The organism is Streptomyces sp. NPDC006798, assembly GCF_040635975.1.
Lineage (GTDB): Bacteria > Actinomycetota > Actinomycetes > Streptomycetales > Streptomycetaceae > Streptomyces.
In genome coordinates this window covers 53,797-74,934 of the sequence record NZ_JBEYIS010000002.1, presented here as the reverse complement: position 1 = coordinate 74,934, position 21,138 = coordinate 53,797, and the positions used below count along the sequence as shown (strand labels likewise).

Sequence of the window (21,138 nt, the reverse complement as noted above, 5' to 3'; positions counted from 1 at the left end):
GGCGGGTCCGGGCACTCCCCCTTCCACCGTAGGCGCGTCGGGTAGGCGCCGCATGCGGGCGGGGGCGGGTCGCGCGGCACGAGCCGGGCCGGGCCCCGGCCCGGCGCCCGGTTATCACCAGGTGGCCGTCCTACCGGCCGCCGCCCGCCGCCGGAATCCTTGAATCAGCGACCATCCGGTCGAGTTCGCGTACGGCCTGTCCCGTCCCGACCGACCGCCCGCCCCGGAGGCCGTGATGATCGCCGATCCCTTCACCGACCCGGCCGCCGCCCTGCACGGCGCGTACGAGGCCGATCTCGCCCCGCACCGCGCCCTGTTCGAGTCCGCCGAGCCGCTCCGTACCGTGCTGTCACCGGTCTGCGAACCGGCGCTGTTCGCGTACTGGATCCGGCGGTACGGCGCCTGCGGCGCGGTGACGGCCGCGCCGCCGGGGGAGCCGCCCGAGGGGCCGGGGTTACGGAGCGCGCGGGTCTGCGCCGAACTCCACGCCGAGGTCGTCGTCGGCGCGACCCCCAGGCGAGACCCGCCGTCGAGTACGAACTCGAACGGATGACGGTCGTCGCGGGCCCCGGGCTGCTGGCCAACTGCCGCCGGGTCCTGGGCCCCGACCCGCACCCGTACCGCTTCCTCGCCGACCGCGTCGAACACCACGGCGGCCGGAGGGCGTTCAGCAGCCGCCGGATGCGGGAGGTGCTGGGGGCGCAGCCCTATCTGCTCCCCGCGATGACGGACGCGGGCCGGCGGGCCCTCGCGGCGTACGGCGGCTTCGTCACGGAGACGGTCGCCCTGGCGGCGGCGGACGCGGAGGTGGCCCGTACGGCGGCGGACGCGGAGGTGGCCCGTACGGCGGCGGGATGACCCCGGGCCCCCTTCCGGCGGCCCGCCCGGCACCCGCCCCGGCACCCGGCTTCCGGGACCGGTGTTGCCGTCCCATCACATCCCCGTACCGGGGCGATCATGTTGCCGGGTCACCCTCGTCGCCATGCCGATCTCTTGGAAACCCGGTGGGACCACGTCCGACGCCGGTCCGGGCCGCCCGTGAGCCCGGCGCACCGGCGCCCGGCGCGGCGCGGACTGCTCGTCCTCGGCGGCGGATTCGTCCTGGCGCCCGTGTCGGCGGCGGCGTTCCTGGTCGCGACGGACCGGACGGCGCCGCGCCCGTCCGCCGCGCGCCCGCAGTCCCAGGACGCCCCCCGCCCCCGGTTCGCCTCGGCCGCGCCTCCGCCCCGGCCCTCGGGCTGGATGGACGGCGTCGCGCGGAAGCCGATCACCGGGAACTTCACCCCGGAGGGCCGGACCGCGCAGCGGGGCCTGATTCTCCACGTCCAGGAAGGGGAGGGATCGCTCCACGAACGGTTCTCCACTCCCGCGTACCGCAGTTCGGCCCACTTCTGGGTCTCCCAGGCGGGCGAGATCGAACAGTACGTCTCGATCCACGACCGCGCCTGGACCCAGCGCGCGGGCAACGCGGCCTGGGCGTCGATCGAGACGTCCGGCTTCGCCCGGAACCCCCTCACCGGCCCCCAGGTCGAGGCGGTCGCCCGGGTCTACACCTGGGGAGTCCGCGTCCACGGCTGGCCCGTCGAGGTCACGGACTCACCGGACGGCGCCGGCCTGGGCACCCACTCCATGGGCGACGCGGCCTGGGGCGGCCACGCCTGCCCCGGCACTCTGCGGTCGGCCCAGCGCACGGCCGTGATGGACCGGGTCCGCCGGGCCCTGTCCGCATGACGACCCGCCCCCGGCCCGGTCCGGTCAGCGGATGGCCCTGATCATCACGGTGAGTTCCGGCGCGTCGGCCGACGCCCGGCTCCGGCCGATGTCCGCGTACCCCCACGACCGGTAGAGCGCGTGGACCCGGCCGTCCCCGGCGGCCGGATTGACCATGAGCGTCACATACGTCTCGCCCCGGGCGGCGTCGAGCAGCGCGTCGTGCACCCGGCGCGCGGTCCCGGTCTTCCGCCAGGCGGCCCTGACCCCGAACTCCCGCAGCGCCAGGGCCGGGTGCCCGGTGTACCGCTCCGGCGGCTCCGGGGTGGTGCGCAGCCAGTGGCGGTGGCCGGGCTCGATGGTGTTGCCGTACGCGTATCCGACCGGTTTCCCGTCGGAGTAGGCGAGTACGGCCGTGAAACCGGGTTCGGCGCCGTGCCGGTCCAGCCGCTCGCCGAACGCGGCGAGCCCGTAGTTCGGCAGCTGGAGGAGCGGGGCGCGGACATCGGCGTAGACCTCGAAGAGATCGTCGCGGACGGCTTCGACGGCGGTGAAGGTACGCAGTTCGGCGGTGCGGGCCGTGGTCATGCGGCGGGCCTCCGGAATGCCGGTCGGGACTCTGCGCGGGCGGCACGGCAGAAGGCCCCGGTCTCCTCGCGGAGGCCGGGGCCTTCTTGTTGAGCGCTGGGCAGGCCTTGCACCTGCATCCCCCCACGGGAAGTGGGGTGTCTTTCCTTGGACCACCAACGCGCGAGCCGCTTCTCCGGGTTTCCCCGGCGCGTCTTCTGTGAAGATCATACCGCATGCCGCCGGTGGTTCGGAAACGCGGCGCGAGGACCGACGGATCGTCACCCGGACGGCCGGACAGGGTTCGTGCGGCTCCGGAACGGCCGGCGGACGTGTGTCCGGAGGGCGTGCCGCGGCGGACGTGCCGTCACTCCGGTGAACCCGCCGGACGGAGCGGACGGTCTCGAGGCGGCCGGGGTAGATATCAGCACATGACCGGACAGGGGCATGATGCCCGGGAGACCGCCCGCGCCCTGCTGGAGTACGTCGGCGGTGCCGCGAACGTACACGGAGTCGCGCACTGCATGACCCGGCTGCGGCTGCGGATCGGCGACCCGGGCGCCGTACGGGAGGACGAGCTGCGCGGGCACCCCGCCGTCCTGGGGGTCGTGGCGGACGGGGGCGCGTACCAGATCGTCCTCGGGCCCGGGGTCGTCGACCGGGTGACCGCCGCCTTCGAGGAGCTGGCCGCGCCGGACCCGCCGGACGCGCCTGCCGGAGGGGGCGGTGGCGGGGCCGGCGGGGTCAAGGCTCTCCTGCGGCGGGTGGCGAATGTCTTCGTACCGCTGATCCCCGCCCTCATCGGCTGCGGAATCGTCGCCGGGATCACGGGCGTCCTCGCCAACCTCGGAACCGTACCCGGGCTCACCCCCGCCCTCGCCGCGATCTCCGGCGGCTTCATGGCGCTGATCGCCGTCTTCGTCGGCTACAACACCGCCCGCGAGTTCGGCGGCACGCCCGTACTCGGGGGCGCGGTCGCCGCCGTCGTCGTCTTCCCCGGGGTCGAGCGGATCGAGGTCTTCGGCGAACGGCTCCACCCGGGGCAGGGCGGCGTCCTGGGCGCGCTCGGCGCGGCGCTGGTCGCCGTGGCCGTCGAGCGGTTCTGCCGGGGGCGGGTGCCCGCCGCGCTCGACGTCCTCGTCACCCCGGCCGTCACCGTCGTCGTCGCCGGGCTCGCCACCCTCTACGGACTGATGTACGCCGCCGGTGAGGTCGCCGCGGCCGTGGGCGCCGCCACCGACCTGCTGCTGTCGGCGGGCGGAGCCGTCGCCGGATTCGTCCTCGGCGGGCTCTTCCTGCCACTGGTCATGCTCGGACTCCACCAGGCCCTGATCCCCGTCCACGCCACCCTCATCGAGCAGCAGGGCGCGACCGTACTGCTGCCGATGCTCGCGATGGCGGGCGCGGGCCAGGTCGGCGCGGCGGTGGCGGTGTACGCGCGGCTGCCCCGCAACCCGGTGGTACGCGGAACCGTCCGCTCCGCCCTCCCCGCCGGGCTCCTCGGCGTCGGCGAACCCCTGATCTACGGGGTCTCCCTCCCGCTGGGCCGCCCGTTCGTGACGGCCTGCGTCGGGGGCGCCTTCGGCGGCGGCTTCGTCGGCGCCTGCGCGATGCTCGGCGACCGGGTCGGCGCGACCGCCATCGGCCCGTCGGGATGGGCCCTCTTCCCCCTGCTCAGCGGCGACGGGGGGATGTGGGCGACGGCTGCGGTGTACGGCGGCGGGCTGCTCACGGGGTACGCGGTCGGCTTCGCCGCGACGTACTGGTTCGGGTTCACCCGCGCGATGCTCATGGAACACGACCGCAGTCCATCGGGCGCGGAAGCCCGTTGACTCCTCGCCGTGTCGATCGCGTCCACCCGGGCCGCGCCCGGCAGCCTGATCTTGTTCGCGGTCTGCGGACCGCCCGCGGCCGTTCGCGCGGTTCCGCCCCCTGTGCCTTCGTCGATGGGGGGGACCCCCGGCGCCTTGGCCCTCCGGGTGAGGCCCCACTGCCCGGGTCTCACCCGACAACCGCGCGTTGTCGGCGGTCTGCGGACCGCCCGCGGCCGTTCGCGCAGTTCCCCGCCCTGAACGCTCTCCCCGGGACCGTCCCTGAGAACTGCGCGAACAACCACCGACGGCGTGCGGGCGGGACTCCTCCGGCGGAGGCACCGTCCCGGGCCGGGGAGCAATGACATCACTTGTGGTGCCTCGGCCTCCGGGGCCGCCGGTCCACGCGCCCCCCGCGCGGGTGGACCGACGGCCGCCGGACGGTTCCGGAGCGCGCGAGCGGTGACCACCCGTACCGGTGGAGTGCCGCCGCGTGCCGCCGCCGTCCGTTCGCGGTCGGACGGTGGGGTACGCGGTCGGTTCATCCGCCGGTACGGAGCTTCGTCACCGGCTCGCGCACACCGACGGGACCGCCCGTACGAGCGCCCGGGTGCGCAGCCGGTCGAGCTGCTTCTCCTGACGTACGTGTACGGCGGTCACGGCCAGTACGCCGAGGCAGGAGCGGGCGGCCCGGGCCCGGTCCGATACCGCGACGGCGCGCACCAGTTCGGTGTTGACGCGGTTGATCTCCTTGCGGATCTCCGTCAGGTCGGGGCGCTCGGCGGGCGCCTTCGACGGGTCCTCCGTCCACTGCCGGTGCAGCTCCCGCTGGACCAGCTTGTTCGCCTCGATCTGGTCGCGGAAGATCGCGACCGTCGCCTCCGGGTCGGCTCCGGCCGCCACCGCCTGCTGCCGTACGGAGTCGAGGACGACCTGTTCACGGGCCGGGTCGTCGATGGGGCTGTCGGTGCCCCATTTCGCCGCCGCGACACGATCGGCGGTGGCCAGCCGTTCGGCGGAGAGCCTGGTCAGCGCCAGCAACTGCCCGTAAGCAGAGGCGGAGGCAGAAGCAGAGACCGTAGCCGGTACGGGCGGTGCCGCCAGGCGGGCGCTCGCCGGGCCGGTCCCCGCGGCCAGTACCCCGGCCGCCACGACGGCGGAGAGCGCGATCCGGGCCGAGACCCGGCGGGCGGTGGCGGGCGCGGCCCCGGTACGGGTGGTGTGTGCGGTGCGTTCGGACATGGTGTCGGTCCCCTCGGTTCGACGGTGTGTGCCCGGCGGTGGTCGGCCGCCGGTCGGTCACTGCGGGCCCGTGTCCCCCAGGAGCCGGACGAGCCGCCCGGCACGGGTCCCGTCCTGCATGAGGGACTCCACCAAGGGCCCGGTTCCGTCGTCCGAACGCACGTCCTCCAGCAGAGACTTGACGGGTACGGCGTCCGTACCCAGGTCGGGACCGGCCGCGAGAGCCGCCCGTACGGTCGCGTAGTCGAGGCCCGTGGCCGCCAGCCGAGCGCCGCCGAGCTGCCGTACGTCGGGGCCGGTCACGCCCTGCCGGGCGAGCAGCGGGTGTGCGGCGGCGACCTCGTGGGTGGCGAGGGCGGCGAGCAGGGCGTGTTCGGTGCCCACCCGCCGGTGCCCCAGCGACCGGGCCTGCTCGTAGGTCTCGTGGTGGACCCACTGAGCGGGTGCGGCGGCCCAGTTGACGCCCCGGAGCAGCCAGCGCCGGAGCCGGTTCACGGGGTACTGGCGGCGGCCGATCAGCCTGTCCCGGGTACTGTCCAGCGCCGGGTCGAGGCGGCGCGCCGGAACCCCCGTACCCGGCGCGCCCTCGCCCCCCGCCGGGCCCGGACCGTCCGCCGGACCCCTCTCCGGAACGCGGCCGTCGAGCCGGGCCCGTACCGCGTCCGGTGTCGTACCGCAGAGCGCCAGCACTTCGGCGTACCGGCCCTCGGGCTGGTTCAGCAGCCCCCGCAGCAGATGCTCGGGCCGTACCTTGGCGATACCGCCGTCCGCCGTCCGGGCCTTTGCCGCCGCCAGTTCGACGGCATGGCCGAAGGCCCGGCCCGCGATACCGGTCAGCAGCCGGTTCCCGTCCCCGTCCTCACCGACGACGTCCAGCGACGGCACGCTGTGCCCGATGTCGTCGTCCCCGGCCCAGTCCCCGGCCGAGCCCCCGGCCCACTCCTCCGCGCCGGGGTCGTCGCGGCGCTCGCGCAGCACCGCCGCGACCATGGTCGTGGTGACGCCCTCGGCGGCGAGCGCGTCCTTGGCCGGGCTCTTGGTGCCGGCGATCCCCGCCAGCAGATGCTCGGTGCCGATGGTGTCGGTGTCCGTCGCGCCCCACGCGGCGCCGAGGACGCCGATCACCCGCCAGCCGATGTCGAGCTGTTCGCGTTCCATGCCGTCCTCCCCGCTGGTCGTCGCCGTACGCCGTGCTCACGGCTTTCTTCGTGCCGGGTACAGATTCGCCGGTACGGGGAAGGTGCCGCGTCCGCCATTGGTCGTCCTCGCCGACGACGAAGGTCGTTCGGCGGGTGCCGGGCGGCGGGCGGTGGTCGGACCCATGAGGACCCATGGGGAACGGCCCGGACCCGGCGCGTACGGGCCCGGGCCGCTCGGCGGTCCGATGGTCGGTCGGTCTGGGGGTCTGTCGATCTGTCGATCCGGGGTCTGTCCGTCGGTCAGTCCGGCAGGGACGCCGTCAGGTCCACCTCGACCAGCTGGCCGGGGTAGCCCAGCTGGGCCACGCCCAGCAGGGTGCTCGCGGTGGAGAACGCGGGGGCGATCACGGACTCGTTCAGCCGGTCCCACGCCTTGGCGAGTACCACCTCGTCCGGGCTGACGATGTAGATCACCGAGCGGACGACGTGCTCGGGGCCCGCGCCCACGGCGGCGAGGGCGGTCAGCGCGTTGGCCGCGACCTGGTCGATCTGGGCGTCCAGATCGCCCTCTCCGACGACGTCGCCGGAGAGGTCGAGCGGGCACTGCCCGGAGAGATAGGCGGTACGGCCCGCCTCGACGACGGTGATGTGGTGGTAGCCGGGGGTGGAGTGGAGTCCTTCGGGATTGACGCGTTCGATCTTGTCGGTCATGCCCCCATCCTCCGGACCGCAACGGATGTACGCACTCCGTTTTCTCGGAGGGGTTTCCCGCGGGGCGCGGGAACGCCCTCCCGCCGGACCGGCGGGAGGGCGTCAACCGCGGAAGCGGCCGTCAGGGGCGGCTCGCGAAAGCGGTTGTCAGAAGCGGTCCCCCGGGATCCCCGGGATCGACGGCAGTCGGTCCCGCCCCGGCCTCTCGGCCGCGGGACCGGTCGGCGGATTCGCCGCACAGGTCACGTCCTTGCCCGGCAGCTCGCCCGTGACCAGGTACTTCGTGGTGACGGCATCCGCGCACTCACTGATGCCGTACCGGTAGACGCCGTGCGCCTCGCCCTCGTCGACGGTGACCATCCGGGAGCCCTTGAGCGCCCGGTGCATGCCCTGCGCGGTGAAGAGCGGCGTCTGGGAGTCCCATTCGGCCTGCACGATCAGCGACTTCACCGAGTTGTTCACCTTCGTCGTGGGCTCGGCGGGCCGGTCCCAGAAGGCGCACGGGCCGATGTTGGAGACATGGTCCCCGAAGACGGGATACCGCTTGGCGTCCCGGGCCGAGTCCTTGGCGTAGGTCGCCGGGTTCTTCGGGTAGGCGGCGTCACCGCAGGCCACCGCGTGGAAGGAGGAGATGTCGCTGTCCGGCATCTCGTAGTGGGGGTAGGGCGGCACGGGCTTGCCGTCCGCCGCGTCCTTGAACAGGCGCAGATAGACCGCCCCGTTCTCCTTGTAGAAGAAGCTCGGCCGCATGAACTGCCGTACCTGCGCGCCGTTGAAGGTGCTCTCCCCGAAGCGCAGCGGCTCCCGGTCGGCATGGGCGACGACGTCCCAGAAGGTCTTCGCCACGGCCTCGGGGGTGGAGCCGAAGCCGAGCCGGGCGTTCTCCTTCGCCGCCCAGGTCAGCCAGCGGTCGTACGCGGGCTCCGCGCCGCTCGCCCAGGTCTGGAGCATGCCGCGCCAGGCCAGCTTCGGATCGACGGCGCTGTCGAGCACGATCCGGTCGGAGCGGTGCGGGAACATCTGGGTGTAGACGGCGCCCAGATAGGTGCCGTACGACACCCCGATGTAGTTGATCTTCTTCTCGCCGAGGGCGGTCCGGATGGAGTCCATGTCCCGGGCGGTGTTCCGGGTGTTGAAGTGCTGGAGGTCGGTGCCGTACTTGGCCCGGCACTTGTCCGCGAAGCCCTTCGCCCAGGCGACGCTCGCCGGGAACGCCGCCTTGCTGTACGGGTCGAACAGCTTCCGCTCACCCGGGGCCGTACCGCACTCCACGGCGTTGCTGGCGCCCACTCCGCGCGGGTCGAAGCCGATCAGGTCGTAGCGGTCGAGTACGGACCGCGGCAGCCGCTTGCCCCAGTCCAGCGGGTCGCGGAGGCCGGAGCCGCCGGGCCCGCCGGGGTTGAAGAGGAGTACGCCCCGGCGGGCCGACTGGTCGGCGGCGGCGACCCGGGAGACCGCCACGTCGATCTTCTTGCCGCCGGGGTCCCGGTAGTCCAGCGGCACCTTCAGGGTGGCGCACTGGAAGTTCGCGGGCTCGTCGGCGGAACACCGCTTCCAGTCGAGCCGCTGAGTCGCGGCCGATGCCGTCGTCGCCGTACCGGCCGTGGGCGCGGCGGACGCCGGGGCGACGGCGGTGATCAGCGGGGTCAGGGTGGCCACGGCGGTCGCCGCGGCCACGGGTATGAATCGTCGTGCGCGCACGTACGTTCCTCTCCGGGGGGTCGGTGGTCGCTTTCGGTGTTGTTACGGGACCGGACGGTCGGGGCGGTCCGCTCGCGGCGCGGGCGCCGCGGGTCAGCCGCGCGCCGTCCGGGGTGTGAGGATCGGCGGTTCGATCCGCCGGTCGGGGTTCTCGGCGACACCCGGGTCGGGGCGGCACAGGGTGTCCCGCGCGGGCAGCCGGCCGGTGACGAGATAGGTGTCGGCGTGCCGCTCGGCGCAACTGCTGCCGCCGGTGCCGTAGACGACATGGCCCTCGCCCTCGTCGACCAGGACCAGCCGGGCGCCCTTCATGGCCTTGCGGAGCCCGGTCGCGTCGGGCAGCGGGGTCTGGGAGTCCCACTCGTTGTGCAGGATCAGCGCGCCCACCCGGTTGTCGACCTTCGTGGTGGGTTCGGCGACCCGGTCCCAGAAGGCGCACGGGGTGATGTTGGAGGCGTAGTCGCCGAAGACCGGATAGCGGACCTTGTCCCGGGCCGCCCGGCGGGCGTACGACGCCGGATCCGTCGGCCAGTCGGCGTCGCCGCAGGTCACGGTCCACAGGGCGGAGGCGAAGTCCTCGGGGATCGGATGTACGGGCGGGGCGCCGGTGACGGGCTTCCCGGCCGCCGCCTCCTTGAGGACCACGAGATACTCGCTCGCCTTCGCCCTGATGAAGAAGGACGCGCGCATCGAGTTGCGGATGGTGTCGCCGTCGTAGCGCCGCCCCTCGGCCTCGATCGGCTGCCGCTCGGCCCGGCGGACCAGCTCCCAGAACGTCCCGGCGACCGCCTCCGGGGTCCGGCCCAGCCCGTAGCGCGCATCGCGTTCGGCGGCCCAGCGCGTCCACCGGTGGAACGCCTTCTCGGTCTCCGGCGCCCAGAGCCGGAAGTCCTCCTGCCAGACCCGCGCGGGGTCGACGGCGCTGTCGAGCAGGATCCGGTCGGACCGGTCAGGGAAGAGCTGGGTGTAGACGGCGCCGAGGTACGTTCCGTACGAGATCCCGAAGTAGTTGAGCTTCCGCTCGCCGAGGGCGGCCCTGATGGAGTCCATGTCACGGGCGGTGTTCCGGGTGTTGAAGTGCTTCAGCCCGGCCCCGAACCTCGCCCGGCACTTCTCCGCGAAGGACCGGGCGAGGGCGGTGTCCCGGGCGAACGTCTCCTTCTTGTAAGGGCGTTCGATCCCGGCCTCGTCCGGGGTCAGACCGCAGACCACGGGGGTGGACCGGCCGATGCCGCGCGGATCGAAGCCGATCAGGTCGTACCGGTCGAGTACGGCCTTCGGCAGCAGCCCCCGCGCCATACCGGGGATGTCGAGCCCGGGGCCGCCGGGTCCGCCCGGGTTGAAGAGCAGCACACCCCGGCGGAGGGCCGGATCGGTCGCCGGGATCCGGGAGATCTCGACATCGATCTTCCTGCCGCCGGGGTTCCGGTAGTCCAGCGGCACCTTCAGCGTCGCGCACCGCAGCTCGGGCGCGGCGGCGGTGGGACAGTCCCGCCAGTGGAGCCCCCGGGGCTCCTGTGCGGTGGGCCCGGGCGAGGCACTCGCCGGGGCGCCGCCGAGCAGCGGCGCCAGCACGGCGAGCACGCCGACGGCGATGAGGGGTAACGGACGTCGTCTTACCTGCACGAGGTGTTTCCTTCCGTGGGATACGGGACGGCACTGCCGCGAAGATCTCGCCGCGGTCTGCGGCCCGTCGGTGGCCGTTCGCGCAGTTCCTCGCGCCCCTAAATGCTCTTCCGGAGCGCCGCTCTGAAGAGGCGCTCGTCCTTCAAGGCCGGGCAGAGATGCAACCAGGGGCTCGGGGAACTGCGAGACAAGCCACAGGCGGTCCGCAGGCCGCCGACAACGCCCGCCCGGCTGGGCGGATGGCGGGGCGCCCAGGTCCCGGATGCCGAACGCATGGAACCTTCTATCGCGTCGGCCGTGCGGAGGCCGCGGTCCCGGACCCGAGGTACCTCAGAAGGGGCCGCCGCCCGGGGCGAACGGCGTAGGCGCCCGGAGCGCTCCCGGCCCCGGTCTCGCTCCAGTTCCAGCGGTACCCGGCGTGGCGACGGCCACCGCCGGGGTCAGGGTCGTCAGCACACTTGCCGCCAGGGCGGGTACCAGGCGTCTCACCTTCACGGAAAAATTCCTTCCGCCGGGTTTCCGGAACACCCACGACCCTGCCCGACGGCCCGACGGCCGCGAATCATCCCGGGAGTCGGCGTCGTATATGCCTGGGGTCCCATGGCATCCGGTAGCGGTCATTCCTCAGGCGCAGCGGAATTCGGCCAGACTCGGGGATCGATTACCGGCCGACGGTGAGCGGGAGGGTGATTTCCGGCCGATTGTTTCCAGTCATCGGGTGTTCGTCGGACGGGTTGCCGCGCGGATCGCCGGAAGGGCATCGTCCCTATTCCGGCAGGCATTCGGGCCTTGATTCCCGACGGGATTCCGGCCCGGCCGGACCGGTCCGCCGACCGGCCCGCCCGGCCGGAATCGCACCGGTCCCGGAGCGGATTTCCGGCAGTACTCCCGTACGGGGCGCGGCGGGTTTTCCACGGACACGCCGAAGGGCGGCACCCCTGGGAGAGGGGTGCCGCCCTTCGGGACGACCGGTCTGCCGATCCTGGGAGGGAATCCCGGGATCAGAAGTCCATGTCACCGCCCGGCATGCCGCCCGGAGCGGCCGCGGCGGCCTTCTCCGGCTTGTCGGCGATGACGGCCTCGGTGGTGAGGAACAGCGCGGCGATCGACGCGGCGTTCTGCAGCGCGGAGCGGGTCACCTTCGCCGGGTCGAGGATGCCCTCGGCGATCATGTCCACGTACTCGCCGGACGCGGCGTTCAGGCCGTGGCCGGGGGTCAGGTTGCGCACCTTCTCCACCACGACACCGCCTTCGAGGCCGGCGTTGACCGCGATCTGCTTGAGCGGGGCCTCCAGGGCGAGCTTCACGGCGTTGGCGCCGGTCGCCTCGTCACCCTCGAGCTCCAGCTTGTCGAAGACCGAGGAAGCCTGGAGCAGAGCCACGCCGCCACCGGCGACGATGCCCTCCTCGACGGCCGCCTTCGCGTTGCGCACGGCGTCCTCGATGCGGTGCTTGCGCTCCTTCAGCTCCACCTCGGTGGCGGCACCGGCCTTGATGACGGCCACGCCGCCGGCCAGCTTCGCCAGACGCTCCTGGAGCTTCTCGCGGTCGTAGTCCGAGTCGGAGTTCTCGATCTCGGCGCGGATCTGGTTGACCCGCCCGGCGACCTGGTCGCTGTCACCGGCGCCGTCGACGATGGTGGTCTCGTCCTTGGTGATGACCACCTTGCGGGCGCGGCCCAGCAGGTCGAGACCGGCGTTCTCCAGCTTGAGGCCGACCTCCTCGGAGACGACCGTGCCGCCGGTGAGGATGGCGATGTCGTTCAGCATCGCCTTGCGGCGGTCGCCGAAGCCCGGGGCCTTGACGGCGACGGACTTGAAGGTGCCGCGGATCTTGTTGACGATCAGCGTCGACAGGGCCTCGGCCTCGACGTCCTCGGCGATGATCAGCAGCGCCTTGCCGGACTGCATGACCTTCTCCAGCAGCGGGAGCAGGTCCTTGACCGAGGAGATCTTGGAGTTGACGACGAGGATGTACGGGTCGTCGAGGACGGCCTCCATACGCTCCATGTCGGTGGCGAAGTACGCCGAGATGTAGCCCTTGTCGAAGCGCATACCCTCGGTGAGCTCCAGCTCCAGACCGAAGGTCTGGGACTCCTCGACGGTGATGACGCCTTCCTTGCCGACCTTGTCCATGGCCTCGGCGATCAGCTCGCCGATCTGGGTGTCGCCGGCGGAGATGGAGGCGGTGGAGGCGATCTGCTCCTTGGTCTCCACGTCCTTGGCCTGCTCGAGGAGGGCACCGGAGACGGCCTCGACGGCCTTCTCGATGCCGCGCTTCAGGCTCATCGGGTTGGCACCGGCGGCGACGTTGCGCAGGCCCTCGCGGACCAGCGCCTGGGCGAGCACGGTGGCCGTGGTCGTACCGTCACCGGCGACGTCGTCCGTCTTCTTGGCGACTTCCTTGACCAGCTCGGCGCCGATCTTCTCGTACGGGTCCTCGAGCTCGATCTCCTTGGCGATGGAAACACCATCGTTGGTGATCGTGGGGGCGCCCCACTTCTTCTCGAGGACGACGTTACGGCCCTTGGGGCCAAGGGTGACCTTGACGGCGTCGGCGAGCTGGTTCATCCCGCGCTCGAGACCGCGCCGTGCCTCCTCGTCGAACGCGATGATCTTTGCCATGTGAAGTGTCCTCCACGGACTGGGTGGGAAGCTCTTTCGGACCGCGCCTGCGCCCGCGACGGACGGCCTGCCGTGCCGTGCGGCTCCATGCGCCACACGGTCGGCGGACCTCACCGACTCGGTCCTTCAGTAGCACTCTCACCCGGAGAGTGCTAACGCCAATGATTAGCACTCGACCCCCGAGAGTGCAAGCGCCTGTGGGTGGGGCAAGGGGGTACCGGCCAGTGGGGGACGGGGGGCCGCGGGGGCGCCGCAGGGCCGCCCGGGGCGGGAAAACGCGAGGGTCCGCACCCCGGCGAGCGGGGTGCGGACCCTGTTCGGTGCGTGCGTGCGCCGGTGACGCGTGCGCGCGGCGGACGGTCGGTCAGACCGCGAGCTTGACCATGTCGGCCTGCGGACCCTTCTGACCCTGCGAGATCTCGAACTCGACCCGCTGCCCCTCCTCCAGGGTGCGGTAGCCGTCCATCTGAATCGCGCTGTAGTGGACGAAAACATCCGCACCACCGTCGACCGCGATGAAGCCGTAGCCCTTCTCCGCGTTGAACCACTTGACGGTGCCCTGAGCCATGCCTAACTCCCCTATTACTGGCCCTTGCACAGGACCGCACCTCGCGGACCCTGGGTCAGACCTCACCGGACCTCACAGAGTGCGCCGGAACGCGTCGACCGCGGCTGAATGTATCTGCACAACTGCCCTCTGCAACAGGTCAATCGGACGAGAAATCCTGAAGGCTACTATCGGGTAATTGGCCTGAATTTATGGAATTCCGGGGCAAATCCGGCCGGACAAAAGGAACCTATGAGACAGAGCGATGCCAGACATTGGCTGCTTCTTATCGAGCCCGGGCGCATTCTCATACCTGGCCACTGATGCCGGATTGCGGGGCGTTCCCCAACTCTAGCGTGCTCAACCATGCAGAATGGCCCCCTCCGGATCTCTTACGGAGGGGGCCATTCCCATTACTGAGGGTCATGCGCCGGGGGGTTCAGGACACGGACCGTGTCCGGGGGCGTACGGCAGCGCGCGGGGCGCTCACCCCGGCGCGTTCCGTCCCCGGCGCGTCCGGCGGGCGGGTGCGCCCGGCCCCGTACGCCCGCCGGACGGGCGGGTTCGCGGGTTCAGCAGCCGCCGGCCACGGCGGGGATGATCGAGATCCCGGCGCCGTCGGGCGTGGCGGTCTCCAGGCCCTGCTCGAACCGGACGTCGTCGTCGTTGACGTAGACATTGACGAAGCGGCGCAGCTTGCCCTGGTCGTCGAGGACCCGGGCGGCGATCCCCGTGTGGTTCTTCTCCAGGTCGGCGATGACCTCGGCGAGGGTGGCGCCCTCGGCGGCCACCTCGGCCTTGCCGTCGGTGTAGGTGCGCAGGATGGTCGGGATGCGGACGCTGACGCTCATGGTGAGTGGGGCCTTCCTCGGACGGGAGCGGTACGGAAGCGGTACGGGGGAGTGGGGCGGGTCGCCCGGCGGCGTGGTCGGCCCGGGGCCGGGCCCGGGGGCCGGACCGGCCCGCGAACCGGCCCTGGACCGGCCCGCGACAGGTCGGGGCCGGCCGGGGACCGTCAGCCTGCCAGGCCCGCCTCGCGGAACGCGTCCAGGCTCGGCCGGATGACGGCGGTGGGCCCGGTGGTCGGGGAGACCGCGTCCAGCGTCTTCAGCCCGTCGCCGGTGTTGATGACGACGGTGGTCAGCGCCGGGTCGAGCACCCCGGCTGCCAGCAGCTTCTTCGCCACGCCCACGGTCACCCCGCCCGCGGTCTCGGCGAAGACGCCCTCGGTCCTGGCGAGCAGCTTGATCCCCTCGACCACCTGCTCGTCGGTGACGTCCTCCACCGCGCCGCCGGTGCGCCGGGCGATGTCGAGGACGTACGGCCCGTCGGCCGGGTTGCCGATGGCCAGCGACTTGACGATGGTGTCCGGCTTCACGGGGCGTACCACGTCGTGTCCGGCCTTGAAGGCGGCGGAGACCGGGGAGCAGCCCTCGGCCTGCGCGGCGAAGATCCGGTACGGCTTGTCCTCGACCAGTCCGAGGCCGATCAGCTCCTTGAGCCCCTTGTCGATCTTGGTGAGCTGGGAGCCGGAGGCGACCGGGATGACGATCTGGTCCGGGATCCGCCAGCCGAGCTGCTCGCAGATCTCGTACGCCAGGGTCTTGGAGCCCTCGGCGTAGTACGGCCGCAGATTGACGTTGGTGAAGCCCCAGCCCTCGCCGATCGGGTCGCCGATCAGCTCGGAGCAGAAACGGTTCACATCGTCGTACGTGCCCTCGATGCCGACCAGGTCGCCGCCGTAGACGGCGGCCATGACGACCTTGCCCTGCTCCAGGTCGTGCGGGATGAAGACGCAGGAGCGGAATCCGGCCCGGGCGGCGGCGGCGCCGACGGCGCCCGCGAGGTTGCCGGTGGAGGAGCAGGAGAGGGTGGTGAAGCCGAAGGCGCGGGCGGCCTCGACGGCGATCGCGACGACCCGGTCCTTGAAGGAGTGGGTCGGGTTGCCGGAGTCGTCCTTCACGTACAGCTCACCGGTGACGCCCAGCTCGGCGGCGAGCCGGTCGGCCTTGATCAGCTGGGTGAACCCGGGGTTCAGGTTCGGCTTGGTGGCCACGTCGGCGGGGACGGGCAGCAGCGGCGCGTACCGCCAGATGTTCTCCGGTCCGGCCTCGATCGCCTTCCGCAGCGCCTCCGGGTCACCGGCGGGCAGCTCGTACGCCACCTCCAGCGGGCCGAAACAGGCGGCACAGGCGAAGACGGGGCCGAGGGGGGTGCGCTCGCCGCACTCGCGACAGGAGAGGGCGACGGCGGTGCCGAGGTCCACCGGGGCGGTGTCGGCGGTGGTGGTGTGTGCGGTGCTTGCGACAGTCTGCGCAGCCATGGAGGCGAGGCCCTTTCTCCTCATCTTCCTCATGGCGCATCTCGCCATGAGACGGATTTGGCACCTTCCCGAGCCGGGAGCCTCGCGGCGCCCGCGCGCTGTGCGCGCCGCGGCGACGGAGACCGGCTGGAGGGTTGCCGGGGCTTCAACGGGCCGTATCCCTCTGCCCCTCTGGATGAGCGGTATTCGATTGTGGGACGCGGGACCCCGGCATGCGACCGGCGTACGCGTTGTTCAAGACTGTAACCGAAGGCCCGGAGGGTTGAGATAGTCGTCCGTACCGCGAGATGGATCACATGCCCCGGTCAGCGCCCCGGCGCGGGGCGGCCGGACGGACGGCCGGCGACGACGAGTGACGACGAGTGACTGAGGAGTAGGGCACGTGCTCGAAGAGGTAGAGCGCTGGCTGGCGACGCGTACCTGGTCGGCGGCGGACCGTCCGCCGTCCCGGCTGCTCGCCGCCAAGCGGTCGGCCAACCCGTCGCCGACGGTGAGCGTCGTACTGCCCGCGCTCGACGAGGAGGCCACGGTCGGGGACATCGTCACCGTCATCCGCCGTGAGCTGATGGAGCGGATCCCGCTCGTCGACGAGCTGGTGGTGATCGACTCCGGCTCGACCGACCGGACGGCACAGGTCGCGGCGGCGGCGGGCGCGCGGGTGGTGCACCGGGACGCGATCCTGCCCCGGATACCGGCCCTGCCCGGCAAGGGCGAGGTGCTGTGGCGGTCCCTGATGGTGACCCGGGGCGACATCGTCTGCTTCGTCGACGCGGATCTGCGGGACTTCTCGGCGGACTTCGTCTCCGGGATCGTCGGACCGCTGCTCACCGACCCCGATGTGCAGTTCGTGAAGGCGATGTACGACCGCCCGCTGGGGGAGGCCCCGGGGCAGGGCGGCCGGGTGACCGAGCTGGTGGCCCGCCCGCTGCTCAATCTGCACTGGCCGTCGCTGGCCGGGTTCGTCCAGCCGCTGGGCGGGGAGTACGCGGCCCGCCGCTCCCTGCTGGAGCGGCTGCCGTTCCCCGTGGGCTACGGGGTGGAGCTGGCGCTGCTGGTCGACGCGCTGCACACGGTGGGCCTGGACGCGCTGGCCCAGGTGGACGTCGGCTCCCGCAAACACCGCCACCAGGACGGCCGGGCGCTCGGCCGGATGGCGGCGGCGATCTACCGTACGGCGCAACTGCGACTCTCCCGGGGACATTTGGTCCGGCCGTCGCTGACCCAGTTCGACCGGGGCGAGCGGGGGTTCGTGCCGGTGACCCACGAGGTGGACACCGTGGAGCGCCCGCCGATGCGCGAGATCGGTGAGTATGCGGCGCGTCGCGCGGCATAAGGCGCACTTTTCCGGTAATCGGGGCTGAATATCCTATGTATGGTTTATGCCCGCATTGCCCAGCCCCGGAATCCGTCGTCGGCCGTGCCCGCCCCCGCCGCCGTTCCCGGCGCGGCCCGGCCCCGCGTGCCGAGGGTCGCCCGTATCCCGCACGGCCGGACGCCGTACCGGAGGCCGTCCGCCGGCCGCGGCCCCAGGGGCACCCGGGGCGCCCCGCCCCGGCGCCGCCGCCGGGGCCTGCGCCTCGCCGGGCTGCTCGCCCTCCTGGTCCTGGTCGTCGCGGCGGTCGCGGGCGCGGCGGCGCCCCAGGCCGGGGCGCCCCCGGGTGCGCGTAGCGGGACGGAGCCGGTCGCCGCGAGCGGTCCCGGCGGGACGGAGACCGCCGCCGCCTCCGCGTCCGCCCGTACGGCCGGGCAGGCCGGACCGGTCGCGGGGGCCGGTGAGACCGTCGCCGCCGGGGTGCCCGAGGCGCCCGGGCACGCCCCCACCCTCGCCCCCACCGGCCGGGACGAAGGGCCCGAACGCCTCTGGCTGCTCGGCGGCCTCGGGGTCGCCCTCGCCGCCGCCGGAGTGGTCGCCGTCGCCGCCGTACGCGGACGGCGTGAACCGCGCCACGACGGCCGAACGGACGTTTGACCCGGCGCGCGGAAGGCTAAGGCCACATCATGGTCCCCCAGCCCCCGGCCGGCCCGGCCGACGCCCACGCTCCCGCCCGCGCCCGTGTTCTCGTCGCCTCCAACCGGGGGCCCGTCTCGTACACCCTCCGTGACGACGGCGGACTCGACGCCAGACGGGGCGGCGGAGGCGTCGTCTCCGGGCTCTCCGCCATCGGCGCCCGCGACGACTCCCTCTGGGTCTGCTCCGCCCTCGGCGACGGCGACCGCGAGGCCGTCCGGCGCGGCACCGCCGAGCCCGGCGTCCTGATGCTGGACATCGATCCGGACATTCACGCCGACGCGTACAACGGCATCGCCAACTCGGTGCTCTGGTTTGTCCACCACATGCTCTACCAGACGCCGCTGGAGCCCGTCTTCGACGACGAGTTCCGGCGGCGGTGGCGGGCGTACGAGACGTACAACCGCGCCTTCGCCGAAGCCCTCGCCGAACGGGCCGCCGACGGGGCGGCCGTCCTCGTCCAGGACTACCACCTCGCTCTCGTCCCCGGACTCCTCCGCGAACTCCGCCCCGACCTGCGGATCGGCCACTTCACCCACACCCCGTGGGCCCCGCCGGACTACTTCCGCCTCCTCCCCGACGACATCGCCGAACAACTCCTGCGCGGACTCACCGGCGCCGACCGCACCTGCTTCCTCACCCGCCGCTGGGCCGACGCCTTCACCGCCTGCTGTACGGAGATCCTCGGCCCCGACGCCCTCAAAGGCACCCGGACCGGGGTCCACGGCCTCGGCGCCGACGCCGGCTTCCTGCGCGAACGGGCCCACCGGCCCGATGTCGACGAACGCCTGGCCGCCCTGCGCGAACAGATCGGCGGCGCCGACCGGAAGACGATCGTCCGGGTCGATCGCACGGAGCTGTCGAAGAACATCGTCCGAGGGCTCCTCGCCTACCGCCATCTGCTGGCGACCCGGCCCGAATGGCACGAACGCGTCGTCCATATCGCCTTCGCCTACCCGTCCCGCCAGGACCTCGCGGTCTACCGCGACTACACGGCGGAGGTCCAGCGGCTCGCCGACGCGATCAACGAGGAGTACGGGGTCCCGGGCTGGACGCCCGTCGTCCTCCACGTGAAGGACGACTTCGCCCGCTCCCTCGCGGCGTACCGGCTCGCCGACGTGGCCCTCGTCAACCCGATCCGCGACGGAATGAACCTCGTCGCCAAGGAGATCCCCGTCGTCTCCGACGCGGGCTGCGCGCTCGTCCTCTCCCGCGAGGCGGGGGCGTACGAGGAGTTGGGCGCGGACGCGCTGGTGGTGAACCCGTACGACGTGATCGCCACGGCGGGCGCGCTGCACGAGGCCCTGACGCTCCCGGCGGAGGTCCGCGCGGACCGCACGGCCCGCCTGGCGTCGGCGGCGACGGCGCTTCCCCCGTCCCGCTGGTTCCTCGACCAGCTGGAGGCGCTCACGGGTTGACCCCGGGTCCCCTTCCCAAGGGCGCTCGGGCGGCCACGGTCCCTTCGGCGATGGGGGGACCCCCGGTGCCTCGGCTCTCCGGGTGAGGTCCCGCGCCGTCCGCCCAGCCGGGCGAAGGTTGTCGGGCGACCGCGCGCGGTCTGTGGCTTGTCGCGCAGTTCCCCGCGCCCCTAAATGCCCGCCGCGCCCGGCGTCCGCAGGTTTTCCCCGGTCTGCGGACCGTGGTGGGTTGCTCGCGCAGTTCCCCGCGCCCCTAAATGCCCGTCCGGGCGCCGCCCCTGAAGAGAGGCCAGGCCCTTGGTAGGAGGGCGCCGCCTCTTTACGAGGGCGGTGAGGAGGACAACCAGGGGCTCGGGGAACTGCGAGACACGCCACCCACGGTCCGAAGACCGGGAACAAGCAGTAGTCGCCGGGCGCGCCCGGGTTTGGCCGGGGCGGCACGCGAGGGTCTCCGAGTCGGCGGCGCCCGGGGGAGTCAGCGGGAGGGCAGCTCCGTCGCGAGGGTGTCCAGGAAGGCGACGACCTCGCGCGGGCCCGCGAGGAGGATGTCCGCGCGGTCGGCCAGGTCCGTGACCTCCGTACTGCCGCTGCACACCAGCACGCCCGCCAGCCCGTCCGACCGCAGCTTCTCCACCGCCGCGTACGCCGGGAGATCGCCCAGGTCGTCGCCCGCGTAGAGGACCGTCTCGGCGCCGACCTCGCGGACGTACTCCGCGAGCGCGACCCCCTTGTCCATGCCGGGCGGGCGGAGTTCGAGGACCATCCGGCCGGGTTCGAGGACCAGGCCGTGCCGCGCCGCCAGCGCCGCCAGGGGTTCCCGGAGCGCCTCGAACGCCGCCGCCGGGTCCTCGGCCCGCCGGGTGTGGACCGCGACGGCCTGCCCCTTCTCCTCGATCCAGGTGCCGCGCCACGCCCCGTGCCGGTCGAGGCAGCCGGGGAGTTCCGCCCGGACGGCCGCGACTCCGGGGTGCGGCGCCGGGGTGTGGACCGTACTGCTGACCGCGTCCCATCGTTCGGCGCCGTAGTGGCCGAGTACGACGAGGTGCGCGAGGGCCTCGACCCCGGCGAAGCCGCCGTACCGTACCGCCACGCCCGCCGGACGTCCGGTGACCACGGCGACATGGCCGACGCGCGGCGCGAGCCGGGAGAGGGCCGGGACGGCGCCGGGGTGGGCCCTGGCCTGCTCGGGGTCGGGGACGATCTCGGCGAGCGTGCCGTCGAAGTCGAGTGCGATCACGGCCTTCTCGGGCCGGGCCAGCAACGCGGCGAGTCCGTCCCGCCCGGCGGGCGTCGACGGCTCCGGGAGCCCGCGTGCGGATGACGGTGAAGCGTCCGGGGAGTGCGGAGAGCTGCCCATGCCCCCGACCCTATCGGCGCTCGCGTTTCCCGTCTCTCACCCGTCGGAGCCGGTTGACGGTGACCGGATCGTGCGCCAGGGCCCGTTCGTCGTCCAGGAGTGCGTTGAGCAGCTGGTAGTAGCGGACGGGGGACATGCCCAGCTCCTCCCGGACGGCTCGTTCCTTGGCGCCGGGTCCGGCCCAGGAGCGCCGTTCCATGGCGAGTACGGCCCGGTCGCGGTCGGTCAGCTCACGGGCGGTACGCCCCGTACCGCCCCCGTCCCCGGCGGCGGGCTCGGCGTCGGCATCGGCATCGGTCATACCGTCCAACATAGGCGCCGCCACCGACAGCCGCCCGCCACGCTCCCCCGCCC

Annotated in this window: 19 protein-coding genes and 1 riboswitch; of the genes, 7 read left to right on the top strand and 12 right to left on the bottom strand. The window is 72.8% G+C overall.

The window, feature by feature from the left end:
* Positions 1 to 235: 235 nt before the first annotated feature.
* The 3 genes from ABZ714_RS01495 (at position 236) to ABZ714_RS01485 (ending at position 1,731) form a co-directional block, all read left to right on the top strand.
* Positions 236 to 553: a hypothetical protein gene (locus ABZ714_RS01495; protein ID WP_358823072.1), complete on the top strand. Its 318-nt coding sequence runs from the start codon at positions 236 to 238 to the stop codon at positions 551 to 553.
* Positions 550 to 858: a hypothetical protein gene (locus tag ABZ714_RS01490; protein ID WP_358823071.1), complete on the top strand. Its 309-nt coding sequence runs from the start codon at positions 550 to 552 to the stop codon at positions 856 to 858. Before ABZ714_RS01495 ends, ABZ714_RS01490 begins: the two co-directional genes overlap by 4 nt.
* Positions 859 to 1,038: 180 nt before the next feature.
* Positions 1,039 to 1,731, top strand: a complete 693-nt coding sequence (locus ABZ714_RS01485; protein ID WP_358823070.1) for an N-acetylmuramoyl-L-alanine amidase — start codon at positions 1,039 to 1,041, stop codon at positions 1,729 to 1,731.
* A 24-nt stretch (positions 1,732 to 1,755) separates the two neighbouring features.
* On the opposite strand, the gene ABZ714_RS01480 is transcribed toward ABZ714_RS01485, so the two are convergent.
* Complete coding sequence (locus ABZ714_RS01480; RefSeq protein ID WP_358823069.1) at positions 1,756 to 2,298, bottom strand: GNAT family N-acetyltransferase; 543 nt, start codon at positions 2,296 to 2,298, stop codon at positions 1,756 to 1,758.
* Between the two features lie 410 nt (positions 2,299 to 2,708).
* Here ABZ714_RS01480 and ABZ714_RS01475 point away from each other — a divergent pair, with 410 nt between their 5' ends.
* Positions 2,709 to 4,109: a PTS transporter subunit EIIC gene (locus tag ABZ714_RS01475; protein ID WP_358823068.1), complete on the top strand. Its 1,401-nt coding sequence runs from the start codon at positions 2,709 to 2,711 to the stop codon at positions 4,107 to 4,109.
* Between the two features lie 543 nt (positions 4,110 to 4,652).
* Here the strand turns inward: ABZ714_RS01475 and aroQ are convergent.
* From aroQ to thrC, 9 genes are all read right to left on the bottom strand, one after another.
* Positions 4,653 to 5,330, bottom strand: coding sequence for a gamma subclass chorismate mutase AroQ (gene aroQ / locus ABZ714_RS01470; protein WP_358823067.1), 678 nt, complete (start codon positions 5,328 to 5,330; stop codon positions 4,653 to 4,655).
* Positions 5,331 to 5,387: 57 nt separating this feature from the next.
* Complete coding sequence (locus tag ABZ714_RS01465) at positions 5,388 to 6,488, bottom strand: Clp protease N-terminal domain-containing protein (RefSeq protein ID WP_358823066.1); 1,101 nt, start codon at positions 6,486 to 6,488, stop codon at positions 5,388 to 5,390.
* A 281-nt stretch (positions 6,489 to 6,769) separates the two neighbouring features.
* Positions 6,770 to 7,180: a RidA family protein gene (locus ABZ714_RS01460; protein WP_358823065.1), complete on the bottom strand. Its 411-nt coding sequence runs from the start codon at positions 7,178 to 7,180 to the stop codon at positions 6,770 to 6,772.
* Positions 7,181 to 7,327: 147 nt separating this feature from the next.
* Positions 7,328 to 8,881 (bottom strand): alpha/beta hydrolase, encoded by a 1,554-nt coding sequence (locus ABZ714_RS01455; protein WP_358823064.1) that lies wholly within the window; start codon positions 8,879 to 8,881, stop codon positions 7,328 to 7,330.
* A 93-nt stretch (positions 8,882 to 8,974) separates the two neighbouring features.
* The gene (locus ABZ714_RS01450) at positions 8,975 to 10,507 is read right to left on the bottom strand and encodes an alpha/beta fold hydrolase (protein WP_358823063.1); all 1,533 of its coding nucleotides are present in this window, start codon (positions 10,505 to 10,507) and stop codon (positions 8,975 to 8,977) included.
* A 1,001-nt stretch (positions 10,508 to 11,508) separates the two neighbouring features.
* The gene (groL, locus tag ABZ714_RS01445; RefSeq protein WP_358823062.1) at positions 11,509 to 13,131 is read right to left on the bottom strand and encodes a chaperonin GroEL; all 1,623 of its coding nucleotides are present in this window, start codon (positions 13,129 to 13,131) and stop codon (positions 11,509 to 11,511) included.
* A 364-nt stretch (positions 13,132 to 13,495) separates the two neighbouring features.
* Complete coding sequence (locus ABZ714_RS01440) at positions 13,496 to 13,699, bottom strand: cold-shock protein (RefSeq protein WP_005315736.1); 204 nt, start codon at positions 13,697 to 13,699, stop codon at positions 13,496 to 13,498.
* A gap of 551 nt (positions 13,700 to 14,250) precedes the next feature.
* Entirely contained in the window at positions 14,251 to 14,529 is a 279-nt protein-coding gene (locus tag ABZ714_RS01435) for a MoaD/ThiS family protein (protein ID WP_358823061.1), read from the bottom strand.
* Between the two features lie 164 nt (positions 14,530 to 14,693).
* The gene (gene thrC / locus ABZ714_RS01430; RefSeq protein ID WP_358823060.1) at positions 14,694 to 16,001 is read right to left on the bottom strand and encodes a threonine synthase; all 1,308 of its coding nucleotides are present in this window, start codon (positions 15,999 to 16,001) and stop codon (positions 14,694 to 14,696) included.
* 17 nt (positions 16,002 to 16,018) lie between these two features.
* Positions 16,019 to 16,183: riboswitch (SAM riboswitch) on the bottom strand.
* A gap of 200 nt (positions 16,184 to 16,383) precedes the next feature.
* On the opposite strand from thrC, the gene ABZ714_RS01425 reads away from it, so the two are divergent.
* Genes ABZ714_RS01425 through ABZ714_RS01415 form a run of 3 tightly spaced genes read left to right on the top strand, consistent with a single transcriptional unit; the run spans position 16,384 to position 19,427 of the window.
* Positions 16,384 to 17,334 carry a glucosyl-3-phosphoglycerate synthase gene (locus tag ABZ714_RS01425; protein WP_358823059.1) on the top strand — a complete coding sequence of 317 codons (951 nt, stop codon included), beginning with the start codon at positions 16,384 to 16,386 and terminating at the stop codon, positions 17,332 to 17,334.
* A 39-nt stretch (positions 17,335 to 17,373) separates the two neighbouring features.
* Positions 17,374 to 17,970, top strand: a complete 597-nt coding sequence (locus ABZ714_RS01420; protein ID WP_358823058.1) for a hypothetical protein — start codon at positions 17,374 to 17,376, stop codon at positions 17,968 to 17,970.
* A 29-nt stretch (positions 17,971 to 17,999) separates the two neighbouring features.
* A complete protein-coding gene (locus ABZ714_RS01415; protein ID WP_358823057.1) occupies positions 18,000 to 19,427 on the top strand; it encodes a trehalose-6-phosphate synthase in 1,428 nt (475 codons plus the stop codon).
* A 475-nt stretch (positions 19,428 to 19,902) separates the two neighbouring features.
* On the opposite strand, the gene otsB is transcribed toward ABZ714_RS01415, so the two are convergent.
* Together otsB and ABZ714_RS01405 are read right to left on the bottom strand one after the other, a co-directional pair.
* The gene (otsB, locus tag ABZ714_RS01410) at positions 19,903 to 20,784 is read right to left on the bottom strand and encodes a trehalose-phosphatase (protein WP_358823056.1); all 882 of its coding nucleotides are present in this window, start codon (positions 20,782 to 20,784) and stop codon (positions 19,903 to 19,905) included.
* 10 nt (positions 20,785 to 20,794) lie between these two features.
* The gene (locus ABZ714_RS01405) at positions 20,795 to 21,085 is read right to left on the bottom strand and encodes a DUF3263 domain-containing protein (RefSeq protein WP_358823055.1); all 291 of its coding nucleotides are present in this window, start codon (positions 21,083 to 21,085) and stop codon (positions 20,795 to 20,797) included.
* Positions 21,086 to 21,138 lie beyond the last annotated feature (53 nt).